We start from the raw sequence: 13,771 nt of genomic DNA, 5'->3' as shown, positions 1-13,771 counted from the left end.
AATTATTTTGCATAACCATGATGCACCACAAAGCGCATCGTTCCCATCTTCTTTTCTGTTTCCTGCCATTCATCTTCCACCTGCGAAGAAGAAAGGATTCCCCCTCCGGCATAAAGCACAAACGCATCCGGCAGCATCTGCATACAGCGCAGATTCACATACAGATCGGTCTGTCCCTGCGGATCCAGCCAGCCCAAAAAGCCGGTGTAATAGGTACGGGGAGTCGTTTCATGCTCCAGGATGAACTGAAAGGCCTTTTCCTTGGGCACTCCGCACACGGCCGGTGTGGGATGCAGCAGTTTCAGCAAATCACCCAGTCCCTCACCTGCTGCCAACGCAAAGTGCACATCGGTTTTCAGATGCGCCAATGCTCCGGCACGTACCGGATAAGGACCGTTCTTTTCGGCACAGATTCCCTTTCGGGCCAATTGCGACAGAATATATTCGGTCACATAATTCTGCTCCGCACGGTTCTTGTCATCCCACTGTTGCGGCAGCTTGCCCTGTTGCAGACTCTGTGTTCCGGCCAGTGCCACCGTATGATAAGCTCCCTGCCCGCCAGAGAGAAGAATCTCGGGTGTGCAGCCCAACCAGAAACCGGTTTCGGGGGTGTAGAACAAATACACATAAGAGAACTCAAAACGGCAACAGGCCGCCCGGAAAGCGCGCAGCACGGAAAATCCTTCCTCCCGCCCGATACGGGCTCGACGCGAAAGGACCAGTTTTCGGCATTCGCCTTCACAGAGCTCCTGCAGAAACGATGCAAAGCAAGCCGAATAAGACTCCGATAACGGAGATACTTCCTCAGTAATCGTCCGGTCGAAGTCTTGTTCGGCTTTCAGAGAGAAGCAGATCCGCTCCTCAGGTTTCAATAATAATAAAGGATTTTGGAAATCTATTCGAAAGGGGGCAAACACAAATCCGGCTTTTCCATTCAGTAGGGAAATATTTTCCAGCTGCTCCACAGCCCCGTTTTGCATCAGTCCGTGACAGACATCATCCTGAGGCATGCGGTACAGGGCAAAGGAAGCGCCCTGCGCCAGCCACCTTTCTATATTACTCCATTCTTTTTCGTTTTCTTCAATCATTTTCTTTTCATCACACTGTTGACCACCCGCACGGAAGAAACCAATTTGCCGGTAGAAGTAAATACATCCACATTCCAAACGTGAGACGAACGGCCCAGATGCACACTTGTCGCCACGGCCCGCACGGTATCTCCTTCATGAGCAGAAGAGATATGGTTTCCGCTGACCTGCATTCCCACGACAAATTCATCGGGTTTGGCGGCAATCATGGAACCCAGTCCGGCAACGGTCTCAGCCAGAGCCAGTGTCGCTCCGCCATGCAGAATACCAAACGGCTGACGGTTGCGGTGATCTACCGGCATCGTGGCCTCCACCCGCTCGGGTGATGCAAAGGTATACTGAATGCCCAGATTACCCATCAGCGTCGACTTGGCCTGTTCGTTCAAGGCATCAAGCGGAATCTCTGATAAGTGAACTTCTGAAATAATGGCTTTTTCCACAGCTACAGCCACACCGTCCTCTTCGTTGGATAAGGTGGCGTAATCCACACATCGTTTCACGGAGTCGGGAGCGTTTCCCATTGCGATACCCAGTCCGGCCATCTGCAACATCGTCACGTCGGCCACTCCATTACCGATGGCAATCACTTCTTCAGTACGGATACCTGCCTTATCCATGAAAGCAGCCAAGGCACTCGCCTTGTCAATACCACAACCGACCACTTCCAGGAAGAAATCCTCGGTACGGAACACATCGAGCACACCGTTCAGGCGACGCTTCCAATGGTGTTCCAGGCTCACGAGCGACTCCTCGTCATCGCTCACCAATACCACCTTGCAAGGCGGATAGTCCACGGCAAGCGAAAATTCCTCGTCCTGCTGAATCTCCATATCATTGATGAAAGCTTCATCCACAATATGAGGGTCACTGGCATTATTCGTTATGATGCGGTTTTCGTTATAAGTAAAAATAGAGAACCCGTTCTTCTTGGCCTTTTTTTCCAGATAAGGCAACATTTCGGGGTTAATGCGGCGCTCAAACAGAACCTCTCCGTTCTGGGCACTGATAATCTGCCCGCCGTTATAAGAGAGGATATAGCCTTCGTAAGTGCCCAGTTCCAACATTTTGGCCAACGGTAACAAACCATACGTCGGTCTGCCCGATGCCAACATGATGCGTACTCCCATCTGCTGTACTTTGCGCAGAGTGGTCAGGGTGCGTTTCGTGATTTCGCCTGCCTTGTTCAGCAAGGTTCCATCCACATCGAGAACCAATAATTTGTACTTCATAGCCTATTCTTTTTAAAAGTTGTCGTTTACAAATATAGTAAAAGGCAAGCGCAAAGTCAAGTCCAAAACATGTTTTCAGAATTTGACTTTGGCGAACCGTGTCCTATATTTCACAAATATAAGAAATAGAAAATGAAAAACAGACTGCTCCGGCTACTTTTTTCTTTCTTCAAAAGAACATCCGAATGGTTTTCATCGGCAAAGCGCCTCGCATACAGCATCCTGAAAGTCGCGGCCCGACTTGAGCTTGACCAACCCCTGGTTGATGATACAAAATGCCAGCATGTGGTCGTTCGAAGCCTGCGCATATCCGGCCAAAGAAGCCACGGCACTAACAGAACCCGTCTTGGCACGTACGTTCTTATAGGCTTTTCCTCGCTTCATGCGCGATTTCAACGTACCGTCGCGACCGGCTATGGGGAGCGAGGTATACAGATGCGTAAAAATAGGATTATGCTGATAGGCATAGCGCAGGAAAGCTACCTCAAGCTCCGGAGTGAGATAAGTATACAGGGAAAGGCCGCTACCGTCGGCAATGCGATACAGGTCGGCATCATACCCCAATTCACGGATCAAGGTACGGATATAGTTTACTGCCTGACGGGCAGAAGCATAGGGCACACCACTTCGGGCCGCCAGCTGGTAGAACATGGATTCGGCATAGAGATTGTCGCTTTCCTTCATCATGGGCATCAGAATCTGATCTATGGCATGCGCCCGCTTGGTGATATAAAAGGCATCAGCCGGACATACGGCCTGTCCGGTCACACCAGCCGAAGCAATACCCTGCTCGCCGAGGGCACGCACAAACTGTTCCATAAAGCAGTCTTTCCCCTGATAGAGCAACGGAGTCAGGCGCTCGGCCTCATCATCCCAGCACCAGCCTTCGCCCCAACGGAGCGTGTCCTTGAAACTGACATCGGCATAGAGGGTTCCGGCTATGGAATCCACACCCAGCAACTTGACTTCCTCGGCAAAAGCATATAAGTCATCCTTACCGAAACGGGGGTCGAAGCCTCCCACCACATAAAGGTCGCCTTGCAGCACCCGGTTATTTACGGCTCCGGTGTGATACAACGTGGTCTGAAACGTATGCGAACCTCCCAGCACCGACAGGGCAGTAATGGAAGTCAGCAGTTTCATGGTCGAAGCCGGACGCATGCGCTGGCGGGCATTTACAGTATACAGCATCGTGTCGGCCGTAAGGTCGTAAACGCACAGTCCCAGCTGGGTAGTCTCAAACAAGGAAGAGGCACAAAGGCGGTCCAGTTCCTGACACAGTTCCTCGCGCCATTCCTGCTCTTCGGTTTCCTCATCGGCCGCTACCGCAGAAAGCGGACAGACGGCAAGCAACCACAGCATTCCGAACAGACGGAACAGATATCGGTTTACGTGCTGTTTCATTTTCCCATCCTTTTCAGTAAGACATGACAGAACTCTTCGGCCGGAAAAGGATTGACCACCAGTTGGGAACCGTCCTTCAGTGTCAGCATCACGGCATCGCGGCGACGTATCAGAAAGAAGGAGCGCAACTGAAACAGCTCTACCCGATCAATCTCTTCCAGACGCACGGCCTTTTTGCGGACAAAACGGCCCTTGTCTATCCACAGCACACCGTCATCGGTCAGTACATACGAGGTGTGAATCAGTCGTTCTACAATCAAAACCATCAGCACCAGGAAAACCAGTGCTGGAATGGGCTGCTTGATCCAAAAGAAGACAACGGCCAGCACGGTGCTGGGCAACAGGCATCCGATCAACAGGACCGGATCTATCTTGGCATGAAAAGTACGTATCATTGATTTCTATAAATTTGAATTGATCATTATGTTATTATTCACCTTACTTTATATTTCCAATATGCAAACAGACCAAAGTATGTGCACAAAAGAGCATTTTCATGTACACACCTCTTAGGCTATGTGCATGAAAATATGATTTTATGTACATTCTATTCCCTTATGGATTCAATGGTCGGTGTTTCACTTGCCGATTCGGAATGATTCATAAACAGATGGACCAGTCCGATATTGATATAATAATTGGAATTACCGATTTTCTCTTTATGCAATAATCCGGCTTTGACGATTTTATCCAAATACTTGGAAGCCGTCCGTCGCTCAACCATCATATCCCTTTCCATATATTCTATCTTCGTATAGGGATGAAAAAAAAGATTATTCAGCAATTCATGCTTATATTGTTTTTCGAACAAAGGCCTTAATATCGCTTTATATTGATTCATCAAGTCTGATATTCCTTTTACAAGCCTTATTGTTTCTATGGCGGTTTCCTCAACTCCTTTTAAAATAAACAGAATCCAGTTCTCCCACTCCACTGCATTGTCCTCTCCTTTTTCACGAATTGCCTGAATCAGATAATAATATTCAGCCTTATGATGGGTTATGTATCTGCTTAAATACAATATCGGCAAATCCAATAAACCGGATATCACCAGATACAACACATTAATGATTCTTCCGGTCCGTCCATTCCCATCATAAAAAGGATGAATACTCTCAAACTGATGATGGATAATAGCCATTTTTATCAAGGGGTCTAAGTCACTCATGTCCTCATCATTGATGAACCTCTCCAGATTCTGCATATAACTCAGAATCTGATTACCATCCTGAGGAGGAGTGTATACCACTTCACCGTCATTCCTTTTTAGTTTCGTACCTGGCACCGTCCGAAAACCGGCACTGTTTTGTTCCAATTCTAACTGAATTTGCTTGATGACATTATTGGTCAGCAGTTTGTTCTCCCGAACCAGAGAAAATCCCTTTTCTATCGCTTCACGATAGTCAAGCACTTCCTTTGCAGACGCATTAATTATATTCTGTTGAAGATTAAGCCCGGCTTTATAAAGATCATCTTGTGTAGTCACTATGTTCTCTAGCTCAGAACTGTCTTTTGCTTCCTGTAGTGTCAATGTACTGATAAGGATTCGTTCGTTAGGAATTGTTCGGGCTATTCCTTTCAATTCCGCGAGCCGTCTATGTGATTTGTTCAACTGCTTTAAAACAATCTTTGATTCCAAATCAAAGTTCAGAGGCAGCAAAGGTATCGTATAATTTTCTTTCATTCTATGTCTATATTATGCTCGTGCGGCTTTTCAAGCAAATATCGTAATTTTTACACAAAAAAGCTCTGTTCTTTCTAAAAAAACAGAGCTTAAACCAATAAAATAGTCATTATAATGATACGGATCAAATCATATTCTCATAAAGCGCATCCGCTAATCTGCCCGAATCAGACGAACCTGAATGTGTCCGTCCTGATCCAAGGTATATTCACTCCACACGCTATTATATGAACTTTCTAGAACGGTACGAAAATCCTGACGTACTTGCAGACAGAAAGGACGGACGGCACCTTGGAGAATATAATACGACCATAAATCTCCTTCACGTGCCAAAGGACAGGCATCTACAATCTTACCTTCGGGAGTATAGACCACCAAAAGACCTTCCCGATTCGGATAATTATAGGATTTCGGCACGTCACCGAACTTGTATAGGGAACAAACCACATATTTACCGGCACGGAAAGTATATAATGGATACCACCCAATGGTTCGTTTCTCACAGGTCGGGTCTATTCCGTCGGGAATGAAGCGACGGACGTAACCCACACTCAACGGCTCCTCCGAGGCCGAAGAAAGTCCGCCTTCTGCTGCAGATGCTTTCTTCCGGCTCTCTAAAGAAAACAGATTCTTCACATCGTCCCGATCACCGAAAGGACGGAACAGAGACAGATAATCGGCAAAGGAAACAGACACGTCCTCCGCATCGCGTTCCTTTATTTCCTTCCAGACTTTCTGAGTCTGTACGCCGGTAATCTGGCCGTCGCCACGGATCTCATAACGCATGCGGCGCACTTCAAAATCCTGATTTCCAAAGTCAGCCAACTGCTGTTCATTCAGACAAGAAGCCTGATCGGACACAAAGACCATGCTGTCCAGGTTGCCTTTCATACGGAAATCAGATACACCACCCATATAAGGGACGACGCCTTTGCGTCCCAATACCCGATAATCCAGCGGGAAACCGGTTGGAGTATAAGTGGCCATCACGTAGTCCGTAAAATTCCAGCCCTTGTGGTTCAGTTCACAATCTATACGGAAAAAGGCTACATCCAGATTTTTGTAAGGAATGACTGAACCTTTCAGGTGCACGATAGTGGCACCTTCGTAATCCTCATCAATCATCTTGGGCAAAAACAGCGTATCGAAACCGCTTGCTACATTCGTCTCATTGATTCCTCCCTTGCCAAACAGATCTAAGGAAAACTCCTTGCCCTTCCACGGTTCAAAGCCGGATTTGTAATGCTGATAAGCTACGTTCCGGACAGATTCGTAGAGCGTTAAGGCCGAAGCAGGAGGACAAGCCGGCGCAGACTTCTTGCGCAAGGTATAGATAAACGGCAAGGAGGGGTTTTTCAAGGAATAGATCCGTGCTTTCTGAAGATCATGGCTGATTCTTACGGAAAACTCCACATCTTTTCCGTGATACCAATATTCTGAAGCCGGATAAATGCTTCCATCCGCATCCATATCAGTTTCATCACCTAAGTCCCAACCATCCGGCCGCTCCGCTTCTCCTTGAAAGATACACGCTTTCTGCTGGTGCGCATCTTTTGAAGACAACCAGAATGATATTTTCAGATCATTTACTTTCTCCCAAATCAGAGTCTGGGAAATCGTATCGTTCTGAAAGAACAAAGTGTCTTTGGAAAGTTTTGGATTTCCCAAAGTGATACTACTCAAAGCCGGTATAAAATTCAGTAACCCAAATAAAAGAACTGTCTTTTTCATCATGTTGCGTAAAGTAAAAGCAACCCCGAAAAATCTTCAAACGGCTTCCGGAGTTGCTTCAAAAAACATATATCCTTTAAAGAGGCATGGCCTCCCCATAATAATATTCATAGGCCAGTGACAGGGCACGCACGATCTGCGGATACTTGTCTTTCATGGCAGACTCAAGTGCTTTCTTTTCTTTTTCATAAGGAGAGTCCGTTCCGTTCTTTGCCGGGCTTGACCAATAAAAAGCCCAGAAATCAAACTGTGCCGCCTTGCTTCTTTTAGACAGTTCCGCAAAGAAAGCGTCCTTTTTCCCGGCCATCAGTTCGTGCAATACCTCCTGCAAGTAATTGGGAGCATCAGCATCCCAACTACTGCCGTAAGTCAGATCCACCAAATGTGGTATCAGCCGCGCATCGTCCACCTGATCCAAAGACTTCAAAGATTCGATATGCTTCGGCGCCTGTTGATACAGCCGGTCATACGAGCCGGTCAAAGGATCATAATGATGGTAAACGGCTATAAACTCTTCCCATGAATTCGGGAAAGCCTCCAGAAAAGCCATTTGTTTTTCTTTTGACTGTGGATTGAGATTCAATTGCGAAGAAACTCTCTTTAAATCCAGTATCTTGCAGGCATCTTGCTTATTTTCAGCTGCAGCTGGCAGACAGAAACTACCGGCAAGCAAAAGCAGCATCAGACTTGTTTTCTTCATGGCTGTATCTTTTAAAGATGAAACATGGCGAACAACATAAGTTGCTCGCTTTCATACAAATGATGCTCCTAAATGTAAACAATTCATAGGACACCCCAAAAAATTGAGGGCAGTTTTTGAGGAAAAGTATACTAAAGTATACCTAAAAAGAGAGTATACGCCTTTTTTTCATCTGAAAAGAGGCTGATTTAAAGTACAGGACTGACCATAACAAAATGGAAACCATACAAAGCTTTCAGTTTCCATTTGCTTGATAAGAATCATTTTCACGAAACAGACCTTTTAAACCATCATATCATTCTAGAGAGATTCTTGCATATATATGCATACAAAACAAGCATAAAAACAGTATATATGCAGCATTTATGCAAAAGAAGGACGCAAACCTCAAAGCATGAAGATGCGGTGAGCATCAGAAAACACCACAGTGGTTGCCGAAAAGCATCACGGTAACTCTCCCAAAACATCAAAGTGTTTTCAAGAAACGGTAAAAATCCCTATTTTCTTGCCTTCTTTTCGGCTAAATGAAAGCTTGGGAAAATACTTATTTTCCATATAAAATTCTACCAATCAACATTTTATTTCCAAAAGCCATTCCTGAGACTGGCGATTTTCCAGCCAACCGTCCTTTAGGTCAGAAAAACCGGATTCTCCAGAAGTATCAAAAGCAAAATGACAGAATGTCAAAAGCAGAAAACAGGAAGGCTTACGGAAAGTAACAAAAATCAATAGCATCATATAATTCTACATCATTATAGTTGTTTATTACATTTTACGCGACAGGGCATTTTTGTTATTTTGCTTTCAGGAACGAACCGACGGACCGTATAAAACGGTATCAATCTGGCAAAACCGGATGAGCATAAGACCTTAAATTAAGAGAAACGGAAACAAAGAATTAACCTAAATATTTTTATCATGGAAAAGTTCAATCAGATATTTATCTATTTTATCTGCCTGGTATCCGCCATGGGAGGACTGCTTTTTGGATATGACTGGGTGGTTATCGGTGGCGCAAAACCATTTTATGAAGCCTTTTTCGATATCTCCGGCAATGAAGGCATGCAGGCACTGGCCATGAGCATCGCCCTGCTGGGATGCCTTCTGGGAGCGACAATGGCCGGATTTCTGGCCGACAAATACGGACGCAAGAAGCTGCTTATCTTCTCGGCATTCGTTTTTTTCGTCTCTTCCTGGGGAACAGGGGCTTCAAATAACATTCCGACATTTATTCTGGCCCGGCTGGTCGGAGGCATTGCCATCGGACTGGCGGCCGACCTTTCACCCATGTATATCGCCGAGGTTGCCCCAACACACATCCGCGGCAAACTGGTCACCCTGAACCAGCTCACCATAGTCATCGGCATTTTGGGGGCACAGATTGTCAATATGCTCATAGCCGAACCGGTTGCCGCTGAAGCAACGGCTGCCGATATTTTAAATTCATGGAACGGACAGAGCGGCTGGAGATGGATGTTTTGGGCTGTATGTATCCCCTCGGGAATCTTTTTCCTGCTGTCGATGTTCATCCCCGAAAGTCCTCGCTGGCTGGTCGGCGCCGGACAGAATGAACAGGCACAGAAGGTTCTGACCTCAATAGGAGGCACGGAATATGCCAAATCCGAACTGGAAAGCTACGCAAAGGCGAATACCTCCGCACAGTCCGAAAAGGGAGCCTTGTCTCTGCTCTTCTCCTCTAAAATGAGAAACGTGCTGGTCATCGGTATCGTCATCGCCATGTTCCAGCAATGGAGCGGCACGAACGTGATCTTCAACTACGCACAGGAAATATTCCAGGCCGCAGGATATGGCATCTCGGATGTTCTGATGAATATCGTGGTGACAGGAATTGCCAACCTGATATTTACCTTCGTTGCCATCTATACGGTGGAACGTCTGGGACGAAAAACCCTGATGCTCATCGGCTCCCTGGGGCTGGCCGGTATCTATACCCTGCTCGGACTGAGCTATTTCTTTGAGTTCAAGGGCTTCATCATGATTGTATTTGTTGTTCTGGCCATCGGATTCTATGCCATGTCGCTCGGACCGATCACTTGGGTTCTGCTCTCGGAAATATTCCCGAATAAAGTGCGCGGCGTGGCTATGGCGGTCTGCACCGCAGCCTTATGGATAGCCTCATTCCTGCTTACCTACACCTTCCCGTTCCTGAATTCCGGACTGGGCACAGGCGGCACCTTCATGCTCTATGCGGCAATCTGTTTCTTCGGATTCATCTTCGTGCTCCGAAGAATTCCGGAAACCAAAGGCAAATCACTGGAAAATATAGAAAAGGAACTTATAAAATAACCCATTAACATTTTACCCAATCATGGAAAAAATAACCGAATATCTGATTCAAAGTACGGTACACACCTCCGAGGTAAGAGCTTGGGAGGAAATCGTCATGCTGCCTACTTATGGTATTGGAAAAGAGGAAAAGAATCCGGTTTTTCTTGAAAAACGGGTTTATCAGGGCAGCACCGGTTCGGTATATCCTTATCCCGTAGTTGAAAAAATAGAAGATGAAAAACACGACCATCCCTGGAGAGCTTTCTTTATAGAGAATGAATATATCAAGGTCATGATTCTCCCGGAACTGGGCGGACGTATCCAGATGGCCTACGACAAAGTAAAAAAGCGCCACTTTGTTTATTATAACCAGGTCATCAAACCGGCTCTGGTGGGACTCACCGGTCCCTGGATTTCCGGAGGTATCGAGTTTAACTGGCCGCAACATCACCGTCCGAGCACTTATCTGCCTACCGACTGCACCATAGAAGAATTCCCCGACGGAAGCAAAACCATCTGGTGCAGCGAAGTGGAACGCATGTTCCGCACCAAAGGTATGGCCGGATTCACGCTCTATCCCGGAAAAGCATATATCGAAATCAAAGCAAAGGTTTACAACCGCACTCCGTTCCCGCAGACTTTCCTGTGGTGGGCCAATCCGGCAGTGGTGGTGAACAAGGATTATTATTCGGTATTCCCGCCTGATGTCAATGCCGTGTTCGATCATGGAAAACGGGCCGTATCCAGCTTCCCGATTGCTACAGGAGAATATTATAAGGTGGACTATTCTGCCGGAGTGGACATTTCCAGATATAAAAACATTCCTGTTCCTACGTCTTATATGGCCATAAATTCCAAGTTTGACTTTGTGGGCGGATATGAGGAACATATTGAAGCCGGACTGCTCCATGTGGCTGATCATCACGTAAATGCCGGCAAAAAACAGTGGACCTGGGGGCACGGGGACTTCGGACAGGCCTGGGACCGCAATCTGACAGACGAAGACGGACCGTATATCGAACTGATGACCGGTATGTATTGCGACAACCAGCCCGATTTTGCATGGCTGCAACCTTATGAAGAGAAATCATGGGTGCAGTATTTCATGCCTTATCAGAAAGTGGGAATGGTGAAGAACGCCACGCGCGACGCCCTGATCAATCTCCTTCCCGACGGCAAGGATCAGATGAAAGTGATTCTGTATACCACCGCAGCACACCGCGAAGTGCGCGTCATGCTCACTCATGCCATTAACGGAAAGATTTATCTGGATGACCATATCGCCGTGGCTCCGGACAATGCTTATACGAACACCGTGGCCTGTGACACACAGAAAACGGAAGAACTGAAACTGACGGTACTCGATGAAAACGGAAAGGTTCTGGTAAGCTACCAGGCTGAGAAACCGGAAATCCGACCGATTCCGGAACCGGCTAAAGCCGCGCTCGATCCGAAAAAGATTGCCAGCATGGAGCAACTGTTCCTCACCGGACATCATCTGGAACAATATCGCCACGCCACTTATCACCCTATGGATTACTATATGGAGGCACTTAGTCGCGACGAAGGCGACATCCGCTGCAACAATGCCGTGGGTCTGTTATTGATGCGCCGCGGACGCTTTGCCGAAGCGCAGAAGTATTTTGACCGTGCCATCGCAACCCAAACCGAACGCAACCCAAATCCGTACGACGGAGAACCGTATTATAATCTGGGATGGAGCAAGAAAATGCAAGGGGATATTGATGGAGCGTATGATGCTTTCTTCAAGGCAACCTGGAACGCGGCATGGCAGGATTCCGGCTATATGGGACTGGCACAGATTGACATGATCCGCAAGGATTATGCCAACGGACTCGATCATATAGACCGTTCCTTGTTCCGCAACTGGCTGAATCATAAGGGACGGCAACTGAAAACATCTTTCTTGCGCAAGACCGGCGCCTACGACAAGGCCGAAGCACTGATTCGGGAATCCCTGAGTATGGACCGGTTCAATATGGGTTGCCGTTTCGAAGCTTATCTCATCAACAGCCTGCAAGGAAATACCGAGGCCGCATCGGCCGTCAAGGCAGAAATGAAATCTCTGATACACGGCTCCGTGCACAGTTATCTGGAGTATGCCATTGACTATGCTGCCGCAGGCATGTATGAAGAGGCCACGCAACTGCTCTCCTTCCTGACCGAAGAGAAAGAAGCTGCTTATCCAATGGTCTATTATGCCCTGGGATACTTCGCCTCCAGAATGGAAAAACAAGACGAGGCTGTTTCGCTCTACCAAAAGGCAGAAACCGTATGCCCGGACTATTGCTTCCCGAACAAGCTCGAAGAGGTACTGATGCTTCAGGATGCCATGAAACTGAATCCGGAAGGGGCCAAGGCTCCCTATTATCTCGGAAACTTCCATTACGCAGCCCGCATATATGACGAAGCCATTGCCTGCTGGGAAAAATCTGCTTCGCTCGACGACACATACCCGACAGTACTGCGTAATCTGTCACTGGCTTACTACAACAAACAGAATAATCCGGAAAAAGCACGGACCATGCTGGAAAAAGCCTATAAACTGGATGAATCGGATGCCCGCATCCTGATGGAACTGGACCAGCTGTACAAAAAACTCCGTTATCCGCACCGGCAGCGCCTGGACTTCCTGAACGCACATGCTGCTGTTGTAGAACAACGGGATGATTTGTGCATTGAACGCATCACACTCTACAACCAGATTGGTGACTATCAGACGGCATACGATCTGATCAACACCCGCAAATTCCATCCGTGGGAAGGCGGTGAAGGAAAAATTACAAGCCAATATGTGTTCTGCCGCGTGGAATTGGCCAAACAGGCTTTAAAGGAAAAGCGGTATGCCGATGCCGTGCGCCTGCTGAAAGAAACAGAGAAATATCCGGAAAATCTGGGCGAAGGCAAGCTTTCGATGGCCGAAGAGAACGACATTCACTATTGGATGGCTTGTGCATACGAGGGCCTTCAAGAAACAACGCTGGCCCGGGAGTATTTTGAAAAAGCAACCCAAGGTTCTGCCGAACCGGCCATAGCCTTTTTCTATAACGACCAGCAGCCGGACAAAATTTTCTACCAGGGACTGGCCTGGCGCAAACTGGGAAAAGAGGAAAAAGCACGCAGCTGCTTCAACAAACTCATCAAACACGGAGAAAAGCATCTGTTCGACAAAGTGAAAATAGATTACTTTGCCGTATCCCTGCCCGACTTGCTGATTTGGGATGATGACTTGAATGTACGCAATCTGATTCATTGTAATCTGGTCATGGGCATCGGATATCTGGGATTGGGAAACAAGGAACTGGCAAGGAAATTCCTTTCAGAAGTTGTCCGTCTGGATATCAACTATCAGGCAGGAGCTCAACTGCTTGCCTTATGTGATATACTTTAGAATAGGTGGTTAGGTTTATAAATTCAAAACAAGGAAAGCCATGTATCCATAGTTCCAGCAACTTGGGTGCATGGCTTTTTCAAGAAAAAAAAGGTTTTCCTCTTGGAGAAACCAGGATTTTTTACGAATATTATCAGATAGAGGAAACGCTCGCACCGGAAGTAATGCAGGACATTGCGGAATGGATTAACCGAACCCGTTGGCGGAATTAATTTAGCGCATACTTAACCCTGC

At 47.0% G+C, this 13,771-nt stretch carries 9 protein-coding genes; 2 read left to right on the top strand and 7 right to left on the bottom strand.

All coding sequences use genetic code 11. From position 1 onward, the window contains the following. Window positions 1–2: 2 nt before the first annotated feature. The 7 genes from DXA74_RS03905 to DXA74_RS03875 form a co-directional block, all read right to left on the bottom strand. Window positions 3–1,088 carry an isochorismate synthase gene (locus tag DXA74_RS03905; protein ID WP_118525528.1) on the bottom strand — a complete coding sequence of 362 codons (1,086 nt, stop codon included), beginning with the start codon at window positions 1,086–1,088 and terminating at the stop codon, window positions 3–5. After that, complete coding sequence (locus DXA74_RS03900; protein ID WP_118525527.1) at window positions 1,085–2,317, bottom strand: Cof-type HAD-IIB family hydrolase; 1,233 nt, start codon at window positions 2,315–2,317, stop codon at window positions 1,085–1,087. The genes DXA74_RS03905 and DXA74_RS03900 overlap by 4 nt, the downstream gene beginning before the upstream one ends. 192 nt (window positions 2,318–2,509) lie before the next feature. Beyond that, the gene (dacB, locus tag DXA74_RS03895) at window positions 2,510–3,721 is read right to left on the bottom strand and encodes a D-alanyl-D-alanine carboxypeptidase/D-alanyl-D-alanine-endopeptidase (RefSeq protein ID WP_118525526.1); all 1,212 of its coding nucleotides are present in this window, start codon (window positions 3,719–3,721) and stop codon (window positions 2,510–2,512) included. Then, complete coding sequence (locus DXA74_RS03890; protein ID WP_118525525.1) at window positions 3,718–4,116, bottom strand: hypothetical protein; 399 nt, start codon at window positions 4,114–4,116, stop codon at window positions 3,718–3,720. Before DXA74_RS03890 ends, dacB begins: the two co-directional genes overlap by 4 nt. Before the next feature lie 152 nt (window positions 4,117–4,268). Next, window positions 4,269–5,405 (bottom strand): Fic family protein, encoded by a 1,137-nt coding sequence (locus DXA74_RS03885; protein WP_118525524.1) that lies wholly within the window; start codon window positions 5,403–5,405, stop codon window positions 4,269–4,271. Between the two features lie 153 nt (window positions 5,406–5,558). Continuing rightward, entirely contained in the window at window positions 5,559–7,139 is a 1,581-nt protein-coding gene (locus DXA74_RS03880) for a hypothetical protein (RefSeq protein WP_199666077.1), read from the bottom strand. Window positions 7,140–7,212: 73 nt separating this feature from the next. Beyond that, entirely contained in the window at window positions 7,213–7,836 is a 624-nt protein-coding gene (locus tag DXA74_RS03875; RefSeq protein WP_147401028.1) for a hypothetical protein, read from the bottom strand. Window positions 7,837–8,754: 918 nt separating this feature from the next. Between DXA74_RS03875 and DXA74_RS03865 the strand changes: the two genes are divergently transcribed. Beyond that, complete coding sequence (locus tag DXA74_RS03865) at window positions 8,755–10,143, top strand: sugar porter family MFS transporter (protein ID WP_118525520.1); 1,389 nt, start codon at window positions 8,755–8,757, stop codon at window positions 10,141–10,143. A gap of 22 nt (window positions 10,144–10,165) precedes the next feature. Continuing rightward, window positions 10,166–13,537, top strand: coding sequence for a DUF5107 domain-containing protein (locus DXA74_RS03860; protein WP_118525519.1), 3,372 nt, complete (start codon window positions 10,166–10,168; stop codon window positions 13,535–13,537). Window positions 13,538–13,771 lie beyond the last annotated feature (234 nt).

Source organism: Bacteroides sp. OF04-15BH (genome assembly GCF_003477995.1).
GTDB lineage: Bacteria > Bacteroidota > Bacteroidia > Bacteroidales > Bacteroidaceae > Paraprevotella.
Note: the sequence above shows the minus strand (reverse complement) of the source record. Positions and strands in the feature narration are given on the sequence as shown.

Coding starts and splice junctions, on each gene's coding strand:
- DXA74_RS03885 (WP_118525524.1), bottom strand. CDS start 5,405: ATGAAAGAAAATTATACGATACCTTTGCTGCCTCTGAACTTTGATTTG.
- DXA74_RS03880 (WP_199666077.1), bottom strand. CDS start 7,139: ATGATGAAAAAGACAGTTCTTTTATTTGGGTTACTGAATTTTATACCG.
- DXA74_RS03890 (WP_118525525.1), bottom strand. CDS start 4,116: ATGATACGTACTTTTCATGCCAAGATAGATCCGGTCCTGTTGATCGGA.
- DXA74_RS03865 (WP_118525520.1), top strand. CDS start 8,755: ATGGAAAAGTTCAATCAGATATTTATCTATTTTATCTGCCTGGTATCC.
- dacB (WP_118525526.1), bottom strand. CDS start 3,721: ATGAAACAGCACGTAAACCGATATCTGTTCCGTCTGTTCGGAATGCTG.
- DXA74_RS03900 (WP_118525527.1), bottom strand. CDS start 2,317: ATGAAGTACAAATTATTGGTTCTCGATGTGGATGGAACCTTGCTGAAC.
- DXA74_RS03905 (WP_118525528.1), bottom strand. CDS start 1,088: ATGATTGAAGAAAACGAAAAAGAATGGAGTAATATAGAAAGGTGGCTG.
- DXA74_RS03875 (WP_147401028.1), bottom strand. CDS start 7,836: ATGAAGAAAACAAGTCTGATGCTGCTTTTGCTTGCCGGTAGTTTCTGT.
- DXA74_RS03860 (WP_118525519.1), top strand. CDS start 10,166: ATGGAAAAAATAACCGAATATCTGATTCAAAGTACGGTACACACCTCC.